Source organism: Roseiflexus sp. RS-1 (assembly GCF_000016665.1).
Classification (GTDB): Bacteria; Chloroflexota; Chloroflexia; order Chloroflexales; family Roseiflexaceae; genus Roseiflexus.
Window position 1 is genome coordinate 2,652,896 of record NC_009523.1, and the last position, 20,794, is coordinate 2,673,689.

The 20,794-nt window shown below is 60.3% G+C and carries 18 protein-coding genes; 9 read left to right on the plus strand and 9 right to left on the minus strand.

The window, feature by feature from the left end; translation table 11 throughout:
• Positions 1-3 precede the first annotated feature (3 nt).
• Positions 4-1,665 (minus strand): phytoene desaturase family protein, encoded by a 1,662-nt coding sequence (crtI, locus tag ROSERS_RS11120; RefSeq protein ID WP_011956881.1) that lies wholly within the window; start codon positions 1,663-1,665, stop codon positions 4-6.
• A gap of 258 nt (positions 1,666-1,923) precedes the next feature.
• Between crtI and ROSERS_RS11125 the strand changes: the two genes are divergently transcribed.
• Both ROSERS_RS11125 and ROSERS_RS11130 read left to right on the plus strand, forming a co-directional pair.
• Complete coding sequence (locus ROSERS_RS11125) at positions 1,924-2,487, plus strand: thioredoxin family protein (RefSeq protein ID WP_011956882.1); 564 nt, start codon at positions 1,924-1,926, stop codon at positions 2,485-2,487.
• A 20-nt stretch (positions 2,488-2,507) separates the two neighbouring features.
• Complete coding sequence (locus ROSERS_RS11130; protein ID WP_011956883.1) at positions 2,508-2,927, plus strand: secondary thiamine-phosphate synthase enzyme YjbQ; 420 nt, start codon at positions 2,508-2,510, stop codon at positions 2,925-2,927.
• Between the two features lie 74 nt (positions 2,928-3,001).
• On the opposite strand, the gene ROSERS_RS11135 is transcribed toward ROSERS_RS11130, so the two are convergent.
• Entirely contained in the window at positions 3,002-4,321 is a 1,320-nt protein-coding gene (locus ROSERS_RS11135; protein WP_011956884.1) for a DUF1501 domain-containing protein, read from the minus strand.
• 8 nt (positions 4,322-4,329) lie between these two features.
• Positions 4,330-6,027 carry a DUF1800 domain-containing protein gene (locus ROSERS_RS11140; RefSeq protein ID WP_011956885.1) on the minus strand — a complete coding sequence of 566 codons (1,698 nt, stop codon included), beginning with the start codon at positions 6,025-6,027 and terminating at the stop codon, positions 4,330-4,332.
• Positions 6,028-6,454: 427 nt separating this feature from the next.
• Between ROSERS_RS11140 and ROSERS_RS11145 the strand changes: the two genes are divergently transcribed.
• The 5 genes from ROSERS_RS11145 (at position 6,455) to ROSERS_RS11165 (ending at position 12,602) form a co-directional block, all read left to right on the plus strand.
• Positions 6,455-6,805 carry an STAS domain-containing protein gene (locus tag ROSERS_RS11145; RefSeq protein ID WP_011956886.1) on the plus strand — a complete coding sequence of 117 codons (351 nt, stop codon included), beginning with the start codon at positions 6,455-6,457 and terminating at the stop codon, positions 6,803-6,805.
• Positions 6,806-6,917: 112 nt separating this feature from the next.
• Positions 6,918-7,664, plus strand: coding sequence for an ATP-binding protein (locus ROSERS_RS11150; RefSeq protein ID WP_041333516.1), 747 nt, complete (start codon positions 6,918-6,920; stop codon positions 7,662-7,664).
• On the plus strand, positions 7,661-10,714 hold the full coding sequence (locus ROSERS_RS11155; RefSeq protein ID WP_011956888.1) for a SpoIIE family protein phosphatase: 3,054 nt from the start codon (positions 7,661-7,663) through the stop codon (positions 10,712-10,714). Before ROSERS_RS11150 ends, ROSERS_RS11155 begins: the two co-directional genes overlap by 4 nt.
• Positions 10,715-10,756: 42 nt before the next feature.
• Positions 10,757-11,266, plus strand: coding sequence for a polyhydroxyalkanoate synthesis regulator DNA-binding domain-containing protein (locus ROSERS_RS11160; RefSeq protein WP_011956889.1), 510 nt, complete (start codon positions 10,757-10,759; stop codon positions 11,264-11,266).
• Positions 11,267-11,405: 139 nt separating this feature from the next.
• A complete protein-coding gene (locus ROSERS_RS11165; RefSeq protein ID WP_011956890.1) occupies positions 11,406-12,602 on the plus strand; it encodes a patatin-like phospholipase family protein in 1,197 nt (398 codons plus the stop codon).
• Here the strand turns inward: ROSERS_RS11165 and ROSERS_RS11170 are convergent.
• Entirely contained in the window at positions 12,599-13,804 is a 1,206-nt protein-coding gene (locus ROSERS_RS11170; protein WP_011956891.1) for a vWA domain-containing protein, read from the minus strand. The two genes, ROSERS_RS11165 and ROSERS_RS11170, sit on opposite strands and share 4 nt — an antisense overlap.
• A 24-nt stretch (positions 13,805-13,828) precedes the next feature.
• Positions 13,829-14,719: an AAA family ATPase gene (locus ROSERS_RS11175; RefSeq protein WP_011956892.1), complete on the minus strand. Its 891-nt coding sequence runs from the start codon at positions 14,717-14,719 to the stop codon at positions 13,829-13,831.
• 104 nt (positions 14,720-14,823) lie between these two features.
• Between ROSERS_RS11175 and ROSERS_RS11180 the strand changes: the two genes are divergently transcribed.
• The gene (locus ROSERS_RS11180; RefSeq protein WP_011956893.1) at positions 14,824-15,738 is read left to right on the plus strand and encodes a DUF4870 domain-containing protein; all 915 of its coding nucleotides are present in this window, start codon (positions 14,824-14,826) and stop codon (positions 15,736-15,738) included.
• On the opposite strand, the gene ROSERS_RS11185 is transcribed toward ROSERS_RS11180, so the two are convergent.
• Together ROSERS_RS11185 and ggt are read right to left on the minus strand one after the other, a co-directional pair.
• On the minus strand, positions 15,717-16,238 hold the full coding sequence (locus tag ROSERS_RS11185) for a gamma carbonic anhydrase family protein (protein WP_011956894.1): 522 nt from the start codon (positions 16,236-16,238) through the stop codon (positions 15,717-15,719). The two genes, ROSERS_RS11180 and ROSERS_RS11185, sit on opposite strands and share 22 nt — an antisense overlap.
• 323 nt (positions 16,239-16,561) lie before the next feature.
• Positions 16,562-18,223, minus strand: coding sequence for a gamma-glutamyltransferase (gene ggt, locus ROSERS_RS11190; protein WP_232282824.1), 1,662 nt, complete (start codon positions 18,221-18,223; stop codon positions 16,562-16,564).
• A gap of 84 nt (positions 18,224-18,307) precedes the next feature.
• Between ggt and ROSERS_RS11195 the strand changes: the two genes are divergently transcribed.
• Positions 18,308-19,267 (plus strand): alpha/beta hydrolase, encoded by a 960-nt coding sequence (locus ROSERS_RS11195; RefSeq protein WP_011956896.1) that lies wholly within the window; start codon positions 18,308-18,310, stop codon positions 19,265-19,267.
• A 76-nt stretch (positions 19,268-19,343) separates the two neighbouring features.
• Here ROSERS_RS11195 and ROSERS_RS11200 read toward each other — a convergent pair whose 3' ends face one another.
• The gene (locus tag ROSERS_RS11200; RefSeq protein ID WP_011956897.1) at positions 19,344-20,006 is read right to left on the minus strand and encodes a hypothetical protein; all 663 of its coding nucleotides are present in this window, start codon (positions 20,004-20,006) and stop codon (positions 19,344-19,346) included.
• A gap of 21 nt (positions 20,007-20,027) precedes the next feature.
• Complete coding sequence (locus tag ROSERS_RS11205; RefSeq protein WP_157041047.1) at positions 20,028-20,777, minus strand: hypothetical protein; 750 nt, start codon at positions 20,775-20,777, stop codon at positions 20,028-20,030.
• Between the last annotated feature and the right edge of the window lie 17 nt (positions 20,778-20,794).

A 20,794-nucleotide genomic window follows, 5' to 3' on the forward strand; every position in this document is an offset into this window, starting at 1 on the left:
CCGCTACCGTATCGCCTGCAATGACTCCGGCGCACGGTGCATGATCGACTCAGGAATGCCATAGTCCTGCGCGATAATCCGCGCCGTCATCTTCGCCGACATCATTACCGATGGCGTGCCGCCGCCTGGTTGGACGCTTGCACCGACCAGGTAGAGGCGTTCGATATCTTCGCTCCGATTGTGTGGGCGGAAGTACGCTGACTGGATCAGCAGCGGTTCGACGCCAAATCCGTTCCCCAGCCAGCTGTTGAGCGTGCGCTCGAAATAGTCAGGCGTGATGTAACTCTTATGCACCAGACGATACATCAGACCCGGCAGATAGCCGCGCTCATCGAGAAACCGCAGCACCCGATCCACGAATGGTTCTGCGATCTGCGACCAGTTCAAGCCAGAACCATTGTGGGGAACCGGCACAAGGGTGTATGCCGCATGGTGACCGGGAGGCGCCAGACCTGGATCGGTGAGCGTCGGGATGTGCAGATACTGCGAGAAATCGTCCGCCAGCGTCTTACGATTGAAAATATCCTCCAGCAACCCCTCGTAGCGCGGACCGAGGATGATATTGTGATGCCGCAACTGCGCATCACGCGGATCGGCGCGGAAACCGAAGTAGATGACGATCAGCGACATCGACTGACGCGCCAGGCGCACCCGCAGGTCGTTATTGATCCGCCGGTGCGGGCGATCGATCAGGCGGAGATAGGTCATCGCATAATCGCCGTTCGACACGACCACGTCCGCTTCAATGTGGGTTCCATCAGCCAGTTCGACGCCGCGGGCAATGCGCCGCGCGCGCAGACCGCGCGGTTCACGACCATGCTCATCGGTCACAAGAATGCGCCGCACCTCGCTGTTGTATCGCATGACCCCGCCCAATTCCTCGAACTTCCGCACCAGACCCTGCACCAGTGCGCCGGTGCCGCCGCGCGCGAAGTGGATGCCCCACGTCTTTTCGACAAAGTGGATCATGGCATAGATCGCCGGAACCTGCAATGGATTGCCCCCGATCAGCAGCGGCTCGAAACTGAACACCTGCTGCATCTTGGGATTACGGAAGTAGCGCTTGACGAACGAAAAGAGCGGGCGCACCGCATCGAGACGCAGCAGATCGGGCACGACCCGTAGCATCGTTCCGAGGTCGCCGAAGTAGGTGTACCCCAGTTCGAGAAAACCGCGCTTGAAGATCGCCTCAGCAGCGGCATGGAACTGTTCGTACCCCTCGAGGTCTTCTGGCGCCAGCCGACGAATCTGCTCGCGGGTGTGTTCGGGATCGCCGTCGTAATCGAAGAAGGTCCCATCATCAAAGTAGATCCGGTAGAAAGGAATGATTGGCGTGAGCGTCACATATTTCGATGTAGCGGGACCGCTGCTGACGCCGCGTGTGACGCGCGCCCCCGGCGCAAGCACGTCTGGCGGAAAATCCGGCGCGGCAAGGTTCGCCGCGTCGCGTTCGAGCGCAAACAGTTCCTCAATGAAGTGCGGCACGGTAATGACTGTCGGACCCATATCGAAGGTAAAACCATCGACGCGCTTCACATACGCGCGTCCCCCGGGTCCGTCCAGTTTCTCGACGATGATGGTGTCGAAGCCAAGGCTTTGCAGGCGAATACCCATCGCCAGACCGCCAAAACCGGCGCCGATAACCACTGCGCGTTTGCGTTGCATAGGCGTTCTATATTCTTTCTGTACACAGGCAACAGGTGGAGACCAGGCAAACCGGGGTCTCCTGCACCTTCCATACGCGCCCTGCACCATCCTGGATGCGATGGGTGAATCATACCACGAAATGCGGTTGGTGCGCTGTGCCCGGCAGTATCTGGTACAATACTATTCGGAAACCATTGCTGCGAAGGTTTATGTCGCTGCCGGGCGCCTCACGGCGCGCTGAGCGGTCTGTCTGTTGATATCTTCAGGAGGAGTGCCATGCCCGCAACATCCGAAGCATCGACCGTGCTGAAGCCGGGTGCGACCGCGCCCGATTTTACGCTGACCGATACCGTTTCGGGGCGGCAGATGTCGCTGAGCGAACTGAAATCGTCGAAAGCGACGGTGGTCATGTTCATCTGCAATCACTGCCCATACGTCAAGCATGTCGATCAGGCGCTTGTTCGTCTGGCGAAGGACTACATGCCGCAGGGCGTGTCGTTCATCGCAATCAGTTCCAACGATCCCGTCCAGTACCCCGAAGATGCACCCGATAAGATGCGTGAAGAAGCGTTGCGCGTCGGCTACCCCTTCCCCTATCTCTTCGACGAAACCCAGGATGTCGCACGCGCATATGGCGCCGCCTGCACCCCCGACACCTTCATCTTCGACGGCGACCTGCGCCTGGCGTACCGTGGTCAACTGGATGACACCCGCCCGAACAGCGGCAGGGAAGCAACCGCAGCCGATGTGCGCGCAGCGCTCGATGCCATTCTGGCGGGTCAGCCGGTGAACCCCGTGCAGAAACCGAGTGTTGGTTGCAGTATTAAGTGGAAACGGTAGAACGACGGAGGCATGCGCCTATGCGCTCATACCGTGAGGAACTCTGGTTCAACACACCAACCCGGGTTGCATTCGTGCGCATTACCGATCAGGTCGCTGCCGCAGTGCGCAAATCGGGGGTGCGCGAAGGATTGTGTCTGGTGAATGCCATGCACATTACTGCCAGCGTCTTCGTGAACGACAATGAATCGGGTTTGTGGCACGACTTCGAGCGCTGGCTGGAAAAACTCGCGCCGCACGCACCGGTGTCGCAGTATCGCCACAACGATACCGGCGAGGACAATGCCGATGCACATCTGAAGCGCACCATCATGGGGCGCGAGGTGGTGCTGGCGATCACCGACGGCAAACTCGACCTTGGACCGTGGGAAGAGGTGTTCTACGGCGAGTTCGACGGTCAACGGCGCAAGCGCGTGCTGATCAAAATCATTGGGGAGTAAACATCGGGGAGGAGCGATATTGGTGGCAACGTCGCTCCTCCCCCTCACCTGACACTACTGCGCTCCGTGACTGATCAGCGGATCACGAGCGGCAGGTTCACCCGGTTTGGACGTTCGATCGTTTCGCCGGGGGAGTAGGCGAGTCCGAGCGGTGATCCGCGAAAGCCGGGAAAGACCTGATCGACCGTCTGAAGCGCACCGCGCTTGATCAGGACCTCTGCCAGCACTGTGCGATAATCGGTGGTGATCGCCAGATCCACGCCATTATCGAGTTGCTCGGTCGCCAGTCCGGGCCAGACGCCGTACATCTTCCCGCCGCGGATCCCCTCGCCAAGCACGAGCATGACATTGCCGTGCCCGTGATCGGTGCCGCCACTGCGGTTGGACTTGAGCCGCCGCCCGAATTCGCTCATAACCACCACCGTCAACCGATCATGGTACCGCCAGAGATCGTTGTAGAATGCGTACAACCCTTCTGCAAGCCCTGCAACCAGTTCGGGAAAAATCCATCCCTGCCCTTCGTGCGTATCCCACCCGCCATAATCGACCGTTGCAGCAAGCAGACCGACATCCATTTTGATCAGGCTTGCGACCGTGCGCAGGGCATTGCCGAGACTGGCGCCGCGCCCGCCCGGATATCTGACCCCTATCTCCGGCGTGTAGGGAATGACCCTGCCCTGCGAGTCACGCGGCAGACGCTCGTTGATCCTGGCAATCGTCGTCAGCGTGGTGCGGCCCGCCTGCTGGACGGGCGAATCGCCAGAGTAGAACGCATCGAGCGCCTGGTTGAGTTGTGAGCGATAACGCCACGAGTTCCAGCTCAGGCTAAATGAAGCCGGATCGGTCAGCGCAGCAGCGCCGTTGAAGCCGACCATCGAGAACGGCACGCGTGTTCCGGCTGCAACTGCCGGAAGATAGCCACTGGCGCTGATACTGTTCAGATAGCGGGCAAGCCAGCCATTCGCCGGTACGCCACTCTCTGGAATCCCGCCTTCCATGTAGTCCATCGCTTCAAAGTGGCTGCGTGTGCCATTTCTCAGACCACATGCGTGGACAATTGCCAGTGAGCGGTTGATGTACAGCGACTGAAGCAGCGTGGCACGCGGGTGCAGGCGAAAATCTGCGCCAGGAATGGTGTTGCTTAGCAACAGTCCGGCGTTCTGCCCGCTTTCTTCGACCCGCAGTTCGCCGCGCGCTCCCTTGTAGAATGGGTCATTCACCGGCGCGACGAGGCTCAGACCGTCGCAACCGCCGCGCAGGAACACCACAACCAGAATATCGCGGCGGGTGGTATCGCCGGGTTGGGCAAACGCAAGCCCGCGAACCGCGCCACCGGTCATTGCTGCAATCGCAGCGCTGCACCCAACGATGAAGGTACGTCGTGAAACAGTCATAGTCTCCTCTAGCGCAGTTGAAACTCAGGCGTCATCGCAATCAACGTCACAACACTCTTGATGCGGTCGACAATCTCGTCGGTGCTGCCGGTCGGCGGGGCGTCCGCCGAACCGTTCTGGCGCATCAGGTCGATCAGGCGATTCATGGTTGATGTTGGAGGTGGCACAGCCAGCAGACGCCCGACCCAGAACTCCACGATCTGCCGTGCCGTCAAGCCTGGTGGCGTCTGCCCTGGCAGATCGAACGTTGCAGCCTTGAGCCAGGTGCTCTGCAACTGGTTGATGATATTCCAGCGCCGGAGCATGCCATTCGTGCTCAGCCACGCCGCGCTCTCCTCCGGGTGTCCGGTTGGCGGTCCCCAGTTGAACATCCGATACCCCATCTCCTGCAACTGCCAGAAGAGATCGCGGTTGGGCGTGACCTCCGCATTCGTGGCACGCAGGAATGAAACCACCACTTCAAACGGTCGTTTCACCTTTCTGCCGAACGTGCTGGCGAATTCGTCCGACAGGAGGAGCGCGCGAACGGTTCTGGCGATCTGATCGGGTGCGTCCTTGTTGGTGAGCCAGATGTTCGCCAGCGTGTTCACCAGCGAGGCGGGCGGATCGTCGGCGAGCAGGCGACGGCAGAGTTTGCGGCAGATGTATCGCGCCGTGCCGGGATGCTGGCTGACCAGGCGAATCACATCCTCGCCGTCCGCAAGTGGCGGTCGGTTGGGGTCGATCTCAAAAGCCAGCACTCTCTTTTGTGCGTTGTCGTGCCAGAGATCGACATACGCAAACTCACCCGTATCCGGCAGACGCAGACTGCCGCTGATCGTCTGACCGTGGGCAATCGTCCATCCGGTAAATGCACGCGCCGCCTCGTACACATCCTGATCGATGTAGCCGATCGGATTTCCTTCAAGCGCGCCGGGAACATCGCGCCAGCGGTTGTACAGGTGGTTGAGATAGTTCTCCTGCCCCAGCGTATGCAACTCGAACAGTTCGCGGGCATAATTCTCATTCGCTGGACCGTCGCGGCTGAAGGCGTTATCAAGGTAGAACCCCATGGCGATGCTTTTCGCCACATCCCGCACCATGTTCCGAAAATTGCCCAGACAGTGCCGCCGGATGACATCACGGTCGTACAGGGGCCAGGTTGCGCTAATGCGGGTGTCAGAGTAGGCATCGACATTGAAGTGGTTGTGCCAGAACTCGACCAGCACCTCACGCAGCTGCCATTTGCTGTAGACGGCGCGGATCAGCGTGGCAGCGCGCACCTCCTCAACGGGACGGATGCGCTCCTGATAAGCTGGATGCTTTGTGAGGGGCCAGAGTTGTGCCAGTCCCCAGTTTTCGATGATCGTGCGCAGCGAGCGCATTTCATCGACTGCCGGATAGCCCATGCCAGCGTCGTACTGGATGCGCAGACGTGCACTGACAAGTTTCGATGCACATAGCGCATCGTCCGCATCGTTGGGGTTGAGTTGTTCATCAACATATGCGGTCAATCCCATCTGTTGGACACGCGCGACATCGCCGGGTCGAGGTCCGTACGCCATTCGGTTGAGCGCGATCAGTTCGATGGGAGGGTTTGCCGCTGGATCTGCCTGCGAATGTGTCCGAAAGGTGATGCTGCTGGTGTGTTTTCCGGGAAAATCAACTATCCCTGCGCCTGCCATGGTTGCGCTGGCGCCAAGGAAGCGACGCCGTGAAAACGTCATAGCGTGTCTTCTCCTTCACCGTTTGCGTTGATGTAAAACTGGTACGTTATCGAATGCACGCACGCCGGGACAGATCGAGCGAGATCCCATCCGGTCGTAACAGTGGCGATACTTAGTGTAAGGTACGACTCGTGCAGCGTGGATTACAGATGTATCACAAGGTAGCATAGTGCTTGTGATGCCTCAAGAACCCACCAGGCCTATTCGATTGTGTGCTATGCTCATGCTGTATGAAGAACATGGATGCCTGCTGTTTGAATCGCCCATTCGATGACCTTCGTTAGCCCCGTGGCACAAGGTCGAGCACTGGTTCATATTTTCAATCTTCATAACGCGGTCGTTTTCCGTGCCTGTGCTATAATCGTCACTGTTTCCTGTCAGTAGTCCATTGTGTTCAACAATGCAAACGCGCGAAGGAGGGCGGGTCATGGAGATCACGCACAAACGGCTCAACCGTGTCGATCTGCTGACGATCAAGGGACGACTCGATGCGATGAATGCGCCGCAACTCAAGCAGAAGTTCGAAGAACTGTTCGACCAGAATCGCTATCGAATCGTGCTCGATCTCGCCGGGCTTGAATATGTGGCCAGCCCCGGGCTGCGCGTGTTGATCGAGGCGCGCAAGCGAGCGCGTGACTGGAAACTGACCGACCTGGAAGGGGGCGATGTGCGGATTGCCAACCTGCCGCCACGGATTAAGGAGGTCTTCGATCTGACCGGCTTTACCTCGCTGTTCGAGATCTATCCCGACACTGTCGAAGCAGTCGGCTCCTTCTGAAAACAGACCGACGTCAGCAGCGCTGCACATGCTGCTCATGTCGCCCGATCCGGCTCTGGCGCCTGTTCGACGCGCGTCGATTGCGCGTAACGCCTGATGACTGGCGATGCCAATGAAATCTCTGACAGTCCCGGCCACTCTCGAATCTCTGGCGCAGATCAGCGCTTTTGTCAACGAGGCGTCTCAATGCGCCGGTCTTGACGATCATACCGCCTGGCAGGTCGAACTGGCGGTGGATGAGGCGGCGACGAACATTATTCAGCATGGGTATGCCCCCGATCATCCGGGAATCATCGAACTGACGTGGCGGATCGAGGACGGTCGCCTGGTCATTACGCTGCGCGACTACGGACGACGTTTCAACCCGGATGATGTTCCGCCGCCCGATGTGTCATCGCCGCTGGAAGAACGTCAGCCAGGCGGTCTGGGACTGTACCTGATGAATCGGTTGATGGATCAGGTGCGATTCGACTTCGACGATACCAACGGGAACCTCCTGACCATGGTGAAGTATATTATTCAACCGCGTGTCAGCGTCGAGGTGCGAGAGTTTTGCCTGAGCGGCAGGCTCGACGCGGTTGGAGCAGCGTCGGCGCTCGCACCGGTCCATCAGGCGATCGCCGATGGCGCTGCATATGTCTTGATCGATTTCGGCAATGTCACATTCCTCAGCAGCACGGCGCTGCGTTCGCTCTTGCTAGCACGGAAAGACCTGCTGGAGCGTAACGGTGAACTGCGTCTCTGCAATCTGCGCCCGCAGGTGCGCGAAGTGTTTGAATTGACCGGTTTTACTCAGGTGTTTGCCATTCATTCCTCGCGCGCCGAAGCGCTGGCGGCATTCGGTCAGGAACACGTGTGAATCGTGAGCGGCAGCTCATTCTTTACTGTCTGGTCGTGGGCGTAGCTGGCTGGACTGCGCTCATCCTCAGCAACCCTGGTGTTGCGTCCTGGGGTGTACTTGCGTTGTTCGTCGTTCTGGCATTGCTGATCGAAGCAGCAGCATTTCGGGTTCCGCCAGCCGATCCACACAGTCTGACCGGCATCGTCATTCTGGCTGCGGCGCTGGCGCTTGGTCCTGCTGACGGGGCGCTGGTCGCTGCGGTGGCAGGTTTGATCTTCGGCGTGTTGCTGCCGTTGATCTATCGCCGTCCACGCACCTTCTACCTGCTGGCGGCGCGTCCGCTCCTGCGCAGCGGCGTGCGCGCTGGCGCGGTTCTAGCAGGCGGAGCGCTGGCGTGGCTCCTTGCCGATGATACACCCGGCGAGGCGCTGTCGCTCATGGCGCTGATCCTGTGCTATCCAACGCTCATTCAACTGAATCGCGCCGTCCGTGAATACATTCAGGGCGGCTCGACCGGCGTCCTGACATGGTGGCAGTCATCCTGGATGCCCGTCCTGGCGGCGGAAATTGCGCCGTTGCCGCTGGCGGCGCTCTTCGCCGCCATTTACACCCGCCTGGGGATCGGCTACTTCGTGTTTGCAGCAGCCGGGTTGTTTGCTGCCAGCATTGCCGTGCGCCAGGCGGCGATGAACCTGCGCAACCAGGGCGCTTCCATCCGTGAGTTGGGGTTGCTGAACGAAGCCAGTCGCGAGATTATCCGCGCTGAACTCGATGTCGATGCGCTGAGCGAATTGATCTACCGCGCCGCCAGCAAAGTCGTCGATACGTCTTCGTTTCACCTGGGGCTGTTCGATCCGGAGAGCGACCGTTATACGCTGGTCGTGCGTGTGCAGGATCGGGTGCGCCTGCCGCCGCTCACGGTCGATCTGCCGAGCGGCGATGGGCTGGTCGGCTGGATGCGCCAGACCGGGCGCTCGTTGCTGGTGGAGGACTTCGCCACTGAGATGGATCGCTTGCCGGCACGTCCACGCTATCAGAGTGAACGACCGCCGCGCTCCGGCATCTATGTGCCGTTGCTCGATGGCGGCAGGGTGATCGGGACGATCTCGATCCAGAGTTACCAGCCCTACGCTTTCGATGCCGATGATCTGCGCATGCTGTCGCTGCTGGCGGATCAGGCGGCAGTCGCAATTTCAAAGGCGCGCGCCTTTGCCGCCGCCAACGAACGTGCGGTGCAACTCCAGGCGATCCAGGACGTCAGTGAGCGCATCACTGCGATCCTCGAACTGGACCAACTCCTCTCTTCCGTCGTTCGCCTGATCCGTGAGCGCTTCGGATACCATACGGTTCACATTTTCCTTATCGGTGAAGATGGACGGCTGCACTTCGGCGCCAGCACCGTTGAGGGACAGTCGCTCGAACGCCTGCGGCGGATGGTGCTGCAACCGGGCGAGGGCATCGTTGGCAGTGTGGCGTTGACCGGTCAACCGGCTCTGGTGAATGATGTGCGCACCGATCCACGTTACATCAGCGACGACTCAAGCACCCGCGCTGAACTTGCGGTACCGCTGCGCTATGCCGAAAAGGTCATCGGCGTGCTCGATATTCAAAGCGCCGAGGCGGGGCGCTTCCAGCGCAGCGACCTGTTCGTCACCCGAACGCTGGCGGATCAGGTGGCGGTTGCGGTGGAGCGTGCGCGCGCATTCCAGGCGCAGCGCGAAGAAGCCTGGACACTGAATGCGCTGTTGCAGGTTGCCGAAAACCTGTCACGCGCAACATCGCTCGATGTGCTGCTGCCAGCAGTGGTGCGCCTGCCGCCGCTGCTCCTCGGATGCGTCCGCTGTACCTGCCTGATCTGGGACCGACAGGCGGCTTCGTTTACGCCACTTGCCGCGTATGGCTTGAGTCCTGCCGATCGCGCGACATTCGTCGGATGCCCGATTGCCGAACGGGATGCACCGCTGCTGGCGGAAGTGGTGCGCACGGTTGCGCCGCTGGCGCTCGACTCTGCCAGGGGGCACGGGCATCTCTGCGCGCCGATTATCGAACGTTTCGGCAGTGCGTCGCTGCTGGCAACGCCGCTCTGGACGCGCGGCGCTGCCCTGGGAGTGCTGGTGATCGACTATGGACCGGCAGAACACCGTTTCACCGCGCGCGACCTGATCCTGGCAAATGGGTTTGCCTCACAGATCGCCGGAGCGCTCGAAAGCGCACTGCTGGCGCAGGAGGCAGCACAGGCGGCGCGGCTGGAAGAAGAACTGCGCGTTGCCCGCGATATTCAGCGCACCCTGCTGCCGTCGCGCGCGCCCAACCTGCCCGGCTGGGAAACGGCTGCCGACTGGCGCTCGGCGCGCATGGTCGGCGGAGATTTTTTCGATTACTGGTACCTTCCGCCTCCACAAGAACCATACGATGGCGGTGGTCGATCCGGCATCCGCACCACACCGGACCATAACGGCGCCGTCTGTCAACCGCTCGGTTTTGTGATTGCTGATGTCAGTGATAAAGGCGTGCCGGCGGCGTTGTTCATGGCACTGGCGCGCAGTCTGGTGCGCGCCGCAGCGCTCGACGGATCGTCGCCTGCGGCGGCGCTTACCCGCGCCAATCGCTGGATTACGCGCGACACCGAAGCTGGCATGTTTGTGACCGTTTTCTACGGCGTGCTCGAACCGCACACCGGACGCCTGCGCTACTGTTGCGCCGGGCACAACCCGCCGCTGCTGTTCCGCGCCGACGGCGGCGTCATCCCCTTGCAGACGCCGGGGATTGCGCTTGGCGTGCTCGAAGAAGTTGCATTGACTGAAGACGATGTGTCGATGAGCGATGGCGACGTGCTGGTATGCTATACCGATGGCGTCACTGAAGCGATCAATGCCGCCGAAGAACCTTTCGGCGTCGAACGACTGATTGAGAAGGTCGCCGCCGTGCGCACCGGCAGCGCTGCCGCCATCCTTGACGCCATTAACGACGCCCTCGGTCGCCACGCCGAGGGAGCGCTCTACGACGATGTCACCCTGGTCATCATCAAACGTGTGGCGGCGCCGTTGAGTGTTGACACGATGCCCTGACGCAGTGTGTTATAATAGGTATGTGTGATCTGGAGAGCATGCATGCAAACCATCAAAAAGTACGCCAATCGCAAACTGTACCACATCGATCGCAAACAGTACATTACCCTCGAAGGCATTGCTGCACTGGTTCAGGCAGGCGAGCAGGTACGGGTGGTGGACAATGAAACCGGTGAAGATATTACTGCACAGATCCTGGCGCAGGTTGCACTCCAGACACGCGGCGATCAGGGGCGATTGCCAACCTCGTTGCTGACCAGCCTGATCCGCGCTGGCGAAGGGACGTTGAGCGGGCTGCAACGCTCGCTCCTGGGGGTATTTGGAGGCGCCGGATTCGTCAATGCCGAGATCGAACGCCGTCTGGCGCATCTCCGCGATACGGGCAAACTCAACGATCAAGAGGTTCAGCGATTACGCACGTTGCTGGTGGACGAGTACCAGTCAACAACGGCGCCCGATCTCCCCAGCAAGAGCGACATTGATCGGCTTCACGAACAGGTCGATGAACTGACCCGACTCGTTGAGCAACTCCTGGCACAACGGAAGCAGTAAGCGTTCTACCTGACATCCGCTTGCTACAGGCTCTGCAACCGGCAGAGAGGGTGGGTGATTTTCGGATGGACGTCGGTTCCCAGGACTGATACATGTGAACTACCACGCGGTCGTTGCCGCCGCATATAGAGGAGTACATATGAGCGACAGGGGTGTCAAAGCGCAGCGGAGCAAAACGGCGTTGGTACTGGCGGGCGGCGGAGTGACAGGTGCGGCATACGAAATCGGCGCACTGCGCGCGCTCGATGATCTTCTTCATCACTTCAGCGTCAACGACTTCGATGTTTTTATCGGCACCAGCGCCGGAGCGCTGGTCGCCGCCTGTCTGGCGAATGGGTTGACGCCGCACGAACTGATGCGGCACCTCGAAGTGCCGCTCGATGGCATCGCGCCGCTCAATACCGGCGATCTGTTCACCCTCAATGGGCGCGACATTCTGACGCAGGGGATGCATCTGCCGCAGGCGATACTACGCGCGGTGCAGGCGCTCATCTTTTCGCGGAAGCATCTCTCGCTGCTCGACCTGATCGAATCGTTTGCACTGGCGCTCCCCGGCGGACTGTACGATATCAGTTCGCTTGATCGCTATCTCAGCGCCGTGCTCTCCCGCCCCGGTCTGACCAACGATTTCCGCGCCCTCTCGCGTGAACTGGTGATCATTGCGACCGATCTCGATACCGGTGCGCGCGTGGTGTTCGGCACCCCGCCGTATGACACGGTGCCGATTTCGCGCGCCGTGGCTGCGTCTTCAGCAATGCCGCTGGTCTACCGTCCGGTGCGGATCGACGGGCGCGATTACATCGATGGTGGCGTGCGCGGTAATGCCAGCCTCGATCTGGCGATCGAACGCGGGGCGCGCCTGATCGTCTGCGTCAATCCGCTTGTGCCCTACGATTTAGATGAGGCGGAGGAGGAGAAGTTGCACATTCGCGATATGGGGGCGCCTGGCATCGCCAACCAGGTCTTCCGCACCCTCTTCCACTCGGCGCTGCATTACCACCTGAAACAGATCCATCGCCGGCATCCCGATGTCGATATTATTCTGATCGAACCGGCACGCGATGACGTTCGTATGTTCTCCGAAATGCCGATGCGCTACTCCAGTCGCACCGAAGTCGCACGGCACGGTTTCGAGACGGTAGCGCGTTTCCTGAGCGACCGGTACGAGAGTTATCGCAATATCTTCGCGCGGCACGGCATTGCGCTTCAGCCGCAACAGGCTGCCAGACGCCTGACAGCCGTCGCCCATCGCGCGAATACGCCACACCCCGGTCCGCGTGAACTGCGCCAGACGCTTGCCAGTCTGGAGCAGTTGCTGAACCAATCAAATCGCTAGGTTCCAATCCGCTGGCGTCGCTCAGGGCGGCGCGCGCCAAGCATCGCCAGTTTTGCGCCGAGTTGCTCCAGGCTTACCAGGTTGTGCACCGGCAAAAAGTCATCGACAAACGGCAGCGCCGCCTGCATCCCCTGGGTGAGCGGTTGATAGCGCGGGTTCCCCAGCAACGGGTTCAACCAGATCAGGCGGTAGCATGAACGTTGCAGCCGCGCCATTTCACGCCCCAGCAACTGCGGATCGCCGCGATCCCATCCGTCGCTGATGAGCAACACCACCGGACCGCGCCCCAGCACCCGGCGCGACCAGTAGTAATTGAAGTGCCTGACCGCCTCGCCAATCCGCGTCCCGCCCGACCAGTCCACCACATGTTTGCTGACGGCTGCGATGGCTTCATCGATATCGCGTTCACGCAACAGACGGGTAATGCGCGTCAGGCGCGTGCCGAATACGAACGCTTCCACGTCACGCAAGCCGTTCGAGATAGTATGCACGAATTGAAGCAGGATACGACTGTAGCGATCCATCGAACCGCTGATGTCGCACAGCACGACGAGCGGACGCTGCCGATAGCGCGGCTCGCGGAAGGTCAACTCAATCGGGTCGCCGCCGTGGCGCAGGTTGCGGCGCAGGATGCGGCGCATATCGATCTCGCCGGCGCGCACTGCCGGGCGACGACGACGGGTGCGACGCGGCTCGATGCGCCACTCGAGTGTGCGTAGCAACTCCTTGCACGCCTGCACCTCTTCGTAACTGAAGTTGCCGAAGTCTTTGGTGCGCAACGTCTCAGCAGCCGTAAAGGTGAGCGTAAAGCCAACCTTCTCTTCCTGCTGTTCTTCATGACGATCCGGCTCATTGTGTCCATCGCCCTGGCTGCGCGGTCGGCGCGGCAGACGCAGCGGTTTCGGCGGCATCTTGACCACCGGGATCGCCAGCATCAACGGATCAAACCCTGACTGCGTGCGCCAGTAGAAATCGAACGCAGCATCGAACATCGGCAGATCTTCGCGTCGGCAGATCAGGGTACAGCGCGCAGCTGCGCGAAAATCCCCACGCGCCACAATCGGCACATGCTCCAGCGCCCGCGCCAGATCGATGGTCTGTTCGCTGCTGACTTTGATGCCGGTGCTGCGCAGCAGGTGCACGAACGCAACCACATGCGTCATCAGGTTCCCGTGGGGAATCAGTGGTTCTAACTCGTCCATAACAGCAACGCGAATCCCTGTCGTCTACACGCCCACTTTCTCCAGCAACGAACGCACCCCCTGTCCACGCACCTGCGCAATATCGTCCTGATACTTCAGAATGGCGCCCAGCGTATCCTCCACCATTTCAGGGGTGAGTTCGCGCGCATCGAGCGCCGTGAGCGCCGTTGTCCAGTCGAGAGTCTCCGCAACGCCGGGGAGTTTGAAGAGATCGAGTTTGCGCAATTCGTGAACGAATGCCACGACCTGGCGCGACAGACGGTCAGACGCGCCGGGAACTCTGGCATTCACGATTCGCAGTTCTTTGTCGAGCGACGGATAATCGATCCAGTAAAACAGGCAACGTCGCTTCAGCGCATCATGGATTTCGCGCGTGCGGTTGCTGGTGATAATGACTGTCGGCGGCTGGCTGGCGCGGATGGTTCCGATTTCAGGAATGCTGATCTGCCAGTCGGAGAGCAGTTCGAGCAGGAATGCCTCAAACTCCTCATCGGCGCGGTCGATCTCGTCGATCAACAGCACCGGCGGGCGTTCCCAACTCTCCTCGATGGCTTGCAACAGCGGACGCTTGATCAGAAACTCCGGGCTGAAGATTTCATTCAGCGCCGCGTGCGCATCGCTGCCGCCGAGCGCCTCGATCAGGCGGATCTGCAACATCTGCCGGGTGTAGTTCCACTCGTATATGGTGGTGTTGACGTCGAGACCTTCGTAGCATTGCAGGCGGATCAGGTGACGATCCTGCATACGCGCCAGTGTTTTGGCAATTTCGGTCTTCCCAACCCCTGCCTCGCCTTCGAGCAGCAACGGTTTCTGCAACTTGAGCGCCAGAAAGATCGCCGTTGCCAGCGGGCGGTCTGCAATGTAGTTGTGCGCGGCAAGCGCCTGCTGTAAATCGTCAATGGTTGCAAACTGCATAGGTGTTGATCCTGTCGGACGGGTGTATAGAATTATTGTAGCACAGGCAGCGTGTGCTATAATCGCCAGTACAACGCATAAATGAACGATGAGTGTGTCGACCGATGGCTCTACCCGATGAAGATGAGCGATTGACCGCAGCAATGGCGCACGCCAGCGTCGTTGCCAATGTCGCAGGATTGACCGGTTTGATCCTGGCGGTTCTGCTCTGGGCGACTCAGCGCAGGCGGTCGCGCTTCGTGCGGGCGCATATTGTGCAGGCGATCGTTTATCAGATCGGCACGCTCCTGGGCGTTATCGCGCTGATGCTGCTGTGGTCTGGATGTTTGCTGCTATCGCTGCTGCCTGCTGCATTGCGACCAGATCTCTACCGCGACGGCACCCTGCCGGACACGTTCTGGATTGCGTTGTTCGGGTTGATCCTGCCAATCGGGTATGGGTTCGCAGCCACGCTGTACGCCATCTACGGCGCGTATCAGGTCTATCGCGGCAACCGCTTCGCCTACCCGCTCGCCGGGCGACTGGTGCAGCGCGATTTGCAGGAACCGCAGTCTCCGACACCAGACTCAGCATCGTCCGTGGCAACTCCCGGACAATCGCTCCCTCTTTCTGAACGTCCAATCCCGGCAAACGCTCAACTGCCCACTCAGGCGGAACGGGCAAAGCCGACACCCGCCGATATGCCAGCATCTGTGGATCAGCATCCAGCCACGGCAGATCCACTATTGCGAACGGAAAGGGAAAGGATGGCAGCGCCTTCGTCCGAACCAGCAGCAACGTCGATCAGCGGGACGGCATCATCTCCGCCTGTTCCATCGCCGTCCGACCGATCACCGGCGCTCGCCGCGCCGGGTGGTGCGCCCCAGGAAAGCGTCGCAACCACTCCTTCGCCTGCCGACGATACCACGGTTATACCGCTCCAGGACGCGCTCGATCAGGGCGCCCGTCCGGTCGTCAGCCCGCAACCCGACGAGATCGCAGCAGAACGGCGTTCGGATCACCCACCCGATGAGCGGTAGCGCTCTTTCAGCGCCACATAGCGCTGCGCCGTGCGGCGAATCCGTTCGAGTCGCCCTTCGCCGAGCGGTCGAACCACGCCGGGGATGCCGATCACCAGCGATCCCGGCGGCACGACCATGCCCTCGGTCACCAGCGCGCGCGCCGCGATCAGGCTGCCAGCGCCGATCTGCGCATGGTTCAGCACCACAGCGCCAATGCCGATCAGCACATCATCTTCGACCGTACACCCATGCACCACAGCCGCATGCCCGATGCTCACACCATCGCCAATCGTCAACCAGGCATCGGGGTCGGCGTGCAACACACTGCCGTCCTGAATGTTACACCGCGCCCCAATGCGAATAACACCGTTATCGCCACGGATCACGACCATCGGCCACACCGATGAGTCGGCGCCGATGCTGACCGTTCCATGCACATACGCATACGGCGAAATGTACGCGCTTGGATGGATGTCGAGACGGTCGGTAATGTCGGGGAAATGGAATGATTCGCTCATGCACGCTGTCCACCTTTAAGGATTATAGCAGTTCTTATACATATGGACGAAGTTGAACACTCCAGCAACGGCTAGACCGCTGATGCGGACAAAGTCGGCGACGAATACTACCCCATCACGTTTGTCTCCGTTCTGATCCCGTCGAGAATTCTGGGGTGATGGCGCAATGCCCTGCGACAGTTTGATACAACGGCGCTCTCTGCCACCTTGCCAGCGTTCAACAATGCTCTGTGCACCGCGCAACGTACAATCCGCACCGCGCAACGTACAATCCGCACCGCGCACCGTGCACCGCGCACCGTGCAACCTTCAACCTTCAACCTTCAACCTTCAACCCCCAACCCCCAACCCCCAACCTTCCACCTTCCACCTTCCACCTTCAACGCCATACCCGCCCCACCGGGATCGGAAGCGCCGCGCAGTGTGCCGTGTTCGGGATCGATGCTGATCACCTGCACCAACCCGAATGACCCATAACTCTGCGGCGCACGAAGAACCGGGTGGCGCGCACGCACATCGGCGCAGACATACTCAGGGATGCGATTCTGCACCACAATGCGATCACCCTGACAATCGAAACGTGGCGCCTGCACTGCTTCCTCCGGACTCATTCCGAAATCGATGATATTCACAATCACCTGGAGCACGCCGGTAATGATGCGGTTTGCCCCTGGCGCTCCGATAACCAGCACCGGACGATTGCCGGCATACACGATCGTCGGCGACATACCGGTAGCGCGTCCTTTGCGCGGCGCTATCGAGTTGCGGTGGCCGGGGATCGGGTTGAAATTGATCATCGAGTTGTTGTACATAAACCCAAGCCCCGGCGTGATGACGCCTGACGACATGCCGAGCGAATGGGTCAGCGCCACGCAGTTGCCGGCATCGTCTACAACACTGACATGGGTGGTGTCGGGAGGACCGCCCGGCAGTGTCTCGACCGTGATGGGGCGTCCGGCGTCGATCTGCGCGCGCCACTGTGCCGCGCGTTCCTTGCCGGTCAACCACGCTACCGGCACATTATCAAACGCCGGATCGCCAATGTAGCGGTTGCGATCGGCAAACGCGGCTTTCATTGCCATTGCGACAGTGAATAGATAATCGGCGCTGTTGTGCCCCAGCGATGGCAGATCATACCCTTCGAGAATATTCAACGCCTCAATCAGGGTCGGACCGCCATGCGGCGCCTGCGACGAGACAATGGTATACCCGCGGTACGTCCCGATGGCAGGCGATTCTTCGCGCAGCGTATACTCAGCCAGATCTTCAGCCGTGACAAACCCATCGTTGGCGGCAATATCCTCGCTCATACGGCGCGCCAGTTCGCCGTGGTAAAAATCGTCGGGACCGGCTTCCGCCAGGCGGCGCAGGGTTCGAGCATAATCTGGATTGCGCAGGATCATGCCTTCGTCGTAGGGTCGTCCGTCGGCTGTCAGGTAGATGCGCCGCGCCTCGGCATTCGCCAGAATATAGTCGAGTAACGAACATGCTTCCGGGTAGGGAGATCGCATCTTCCAGCGGTTCGCCAGCACACTGTCCACCAGAAAGCCTTCCTCTGCAACCTGTATCGCTGGATCGAGCGCCTGCGCCCAACTAATGTTGCCCCACCGTTCGAGGAGTGTCGCCAGTCCCTTGACTGTGCCGGGCGTACAGATTGCCTGGTACCCGGCATCATTGACCTTGCCGGTGAGAAAATAGCCCCATCCATCCGGATTCATGCCGATGAATCGGTCAACCCACATATCAGGACGAACCCGCGAGCCAGCCAGCGCCGGAGCATCCAGCAGGATCGTGTGTGTTGTCGGTTCGCCCGCCAGCCGCACAACAGCCAGGGCATAGCCGCCTATGCCACACATTTGAGGGTTGACAACCATTTGCACGAAGGCGCAGGTCACGGCGGCATCGATGGCATTGCCGCCCGCCATGAGCACCCGCGCCCCCGCTTCAACCGCCACAGGTTCAGGCGCTACGATCATTCCTGCCATAGGAGTCGCTTTCATTCATTGTATGAGAACGAGTACGAGGCAGTATACTATACCTGTTGAGCAGTTAAGACAGGAGAACGCTCCATGACGAGTTTTCGGCGCCTGGCGCCATTCGTTCTTGGCCTGAGCCTGGGAGCAGCGGTCGGTCCGACGGTCTATCGCGCAGCACAGGCGCAGCGTCTGATGCTGTTCGGCATGCGTCAACCGTTATGGCGCTACCCTGCCGATCTCCGGTTGATGGCGGAGGATGTTGAGTTTCCGTCGCAGGATGGCGTCACGTTGCGCGGATGGTTCATTCATCGCGTCAACGATGACGGCACGCCTGCGCCAGCGGTGGTTTTTGTTCACGGATGGCCCTGGAATCGCTGTGGGAACCGTGCTGGCGCCACGGTGCTGCCCGATCGCACGGTTGATTTCCTTGAACCAGCGTCCGCCCTCAGCAACGCCGGGTTTCATGTCCTGCTGTTCGATCTGCGGAACCACGGTCTCAGCGATGCCAGTCCGCCGGTGACCTTCGGCGTCAACGAGGCGCGCGATGTCATCGGTGCGGTGACGATGCTTCGCACGCGAAAGGATGTGGACGGCGCGCGCATTGGTCTGATCGGATACTCGATGGGGGCGAACGCCGCGCTGCGCGCTGCTCCCGACTGCGCCTCCATCCGCAGCATCGTCGCAGTGCAACCGACGAGCGCGAACGTATTTGCGCCGAATGCCGCGCGTGACGTCCTCGGTCCTGCCGGTCCGACTCTGATCCGGATGGGGGGATTGATCCATCGGGCGTTTGGCGCGCCGCCATTTGCTGCGATTGCGCCTGCCGCCTGGACGCCGCGCCTGCAAGACACCGACGTGCTGTACATCCAGGGCGCTGGCGACCGCTGGGGGTCGCTCGCCGACGTCGAAGCAATGGCAGCGAACACGCCCCGCGCACGTCCGGTGATCGTCGCGCCGTCGAGCGAACGGTACGGCGGCTACCTGTACGTCGTCGAGCATCAGGCGGAGATCATCGCGTTCTTCCGTGAGACGCTGGGTGGGGAGAGTGGTTGAAGGTGCGGGGGTGCGGTGTCGCGCTCCTGACCGGTGACATTCAACCGAAGAGCTGAACATAAAGTGCTGGTGACGTCTATTGCTTTACCCCGCCACGGCGTTTAATGCCCAGCCCGTGGAGAAACAAATCCGGCACATCAATCCGGTCGTCCGGGCGTGTGCGACAGACGCCCAATTCGAGCAAAAAGTCAAGAAATTCAGCCGGGGTTGTGCGCGGCGGGCGCTGCTTTTCCTGTGGATCGTTGCGCCAGGCCGACCAATCCTGGGACAGGATCTCTTCCCACTCCTGGCGAGTCATCGGCACTTCGCGTTGCAACAATCGTCTGGTCAGCGCTTCTAACCAGGGCATCTCACGACTCTTGAGCAACCGTACATACTCATCCGACACCTGATCCAGCGCGTGGCGCAACGAGGTGGGATGTAGCAGGTGCTGCTCGCCAGCCCGCGCCGCATCCAATTCCTGGGCAGCCGCATAGCCCCACAGGCTAACCAGATTGCGCGGCGTGATGTGCCCCCGCCCATCACGCAGATGATCCAGAACCCAGGTAAATGTGCGCCCCTTCTTGATAGTGCATCCCATAAACGGCCCGACAATCTGTTCAATCAGCGGCTGGGCTGCCTCCACATTGGGCAGACGAGGGATCGAACCCAACCGTTCGTCGTGGTCAAAACCCAACCCGGCGTTCCGACAGTAGGTCAGCCAGGACTCGCTACTATTGGCCATGCGTTTGATGAGCATGGCGTACAGGTTGCGATCAGTCTAGGTCAATTCCACGCGACTGGCCGCCAGTTTGGCCAGGTCGGCGGCAAAGATGTGGGTATTGGTGTATAAATCGCTGCGCAAAAAGATTTTGGGCTGTATGCGTTGCCAGCGGCGCGCGTATTCAGACCAAAAGGTCAACAGCCCCCGAATCAGGGCAGCCATCAGTTCCCAATCCACCCCACCCAGGGTATCCAGTTCATCGTAATTGATGAACACCCAGCGATTTTCTCTTTTCAGGCGAGTATCCAGCGCATCTAACGCCTTGATGACTGTGGCGCGCTGGACTTGCAACGTGTCGTAAATCAGTTTGACTTCCGTTGCGGCCAGTTCAAACAGCGGTTGAAGATCGCTCACGTTAAGTTCCTGGCGCAACAACCGCGCCAGATACGCCAGCCACAGATCGGCCAGCGCCTGCGCATTGTCGCATCCAGCAGGAAGGTGTTGAACGAACTGACGCAACGTGCCAGGATCCGGAAAGGCGGCGCCCATTGGGTAGCCTGCCAGCCAGGAAGCCTTCTCCTCTGCGAGGGTGTGAAGAAACAAGTCGCGCCCTGGCAGCATGCGGATCATTTTGGCAGACAACTGCTGCTCGACGGCGGCTTTGAAGAGCATGCTTTTGCCAGCGCCGTGATAGCCGATGATCAGGTTGACGTTTGGCTCAAAGACGCGCAGATGTTCGGCGACCGGGTAAAAGGCGCGTTGAAACTGCTTCCCACTTTCCAATTCGGCGCTGGAGGCGCGCCCCATCTCGCGCAGTTCTGTCA

Bases quoted from the DNA above. Each gene is read 5' to 3' on its own strand.
- crtI (WP_011956881.1), bottom strand. From the start codon at position 1,665: ATGCAACGCAAACGCGCAGTGGTTATCGGCGCCGGTTTTGGCGGTCTG.
- ROSERS_RS11125 (WP_011956882.1), top strand. From the start codon at position 1,924: ATGCCCGCAACATCCGAAGCATCGACCGTGCTGAAGCCGGGTGCGACC.
- ROSERS_RS11130 (WP_011956883.1), top strand. From the start codon at position 2,508: ATGCGCTCATACCGTGAGGAACTCTGGTTCAACACACCAACCCGGGTT.
- ROSERS_RS11135 (WP_011956884.1), bottom strand. From the start codon at position 4,321: ATGACTGTTTCACGACGTACCTTCATCGTTGGGTGCAGCGCTGCGATT.
- ROSERS_RS11140 (WP_011956885.1), bottom strand. From the start codon at position 6,027: ATGACGTTTTCACGGCGTCGCTTCCTTGGCGCCAGCGCAACCATGGCA.
- ROSERS_RS11145 (WP_011956886.1), top strand. From the start codon at position 6,455: ATGGAGATCACGCACAAACGGCTCAACCGTGTCGATCTGCTGACGATC.
- ROSERS_RS11150 (WP_041333516.1), top strand. From the start codon at position 6,918: ATGAAATCTCTGACAGTCCCGGCCACTCTCGAATCTCTGGCGCAGATC.
- ROSERS_RS11160 (WP_011956889.1), top strand. From the start codon at position 10,757: ATGCAAACCATCAAAAAGTACGCCAATCGCAAACTGTACCACATCGAT.
- ROSERS_RS11165 (WP_011956890.1), top strand. From the start codon at position 11,406: ATGAGCGACAGGGGTGTCAAAGCGCAGCGGAGCAAAACGGCGTTGGTA.
- ROSERS_RS11170 (WP_011956891.1), bottom strand. From the start codon at position 13,804: ATGGACGAGTTAGAACCACTGATTCCCCACGGGAACCTGATGACGCAT.
- ROSERS_RS11175 (WP_011956892.1), bottom strand. From the start codon at position 14,719: ATGCAGTTTGCAACCATTGACGATTTACAGCAGGCGCTTGCCGCGCAC.
- ROSERS_RS11180 (WP_011956893.1), top strand. From the start codon at position 14,824: ATGGCTCTACCCGATGAAGATGAGCGATTGACCGCAGCAATGGCGCAC.
- ROSERS_RS11185 (WP_011956894.1), bottom strand. From the start codon at position 16,238: ATGAGCGAATCATTCCATTTCCCCGACATTACCGACCGTCTCGACATC.
- ggt (WP_232282824.1), bottom strand. From the start codon at position 18,223: ATGGCAGGAATGATCGTAGCGCCTGAACCTGTGGCGGTTGAAGCGGGG.
- ROSERS_RS11195 (WP_011956896.1), top strand. From the start codon at position 18,308: ATGACGAGTTTTCGGCGCCTGGCGCCATTCGTTCTTGGCCTGAGCCTG.
- ROSERS_RS11200 (WP_011956897.1), bottom strand. From the start codon at position 20,006: ATGCTCATCAAACGCATGGCCAATAGTAGCGAGTCCTGGCTGACCTAC.
- ROSERS_RS11205 (WP_157041047.1), bottom strand. From the start codon at position 20,777: ATGGGGCGCGCCTCCAGCGCCGAATTGGAAAGTGGGAAGCAGTTTCAA.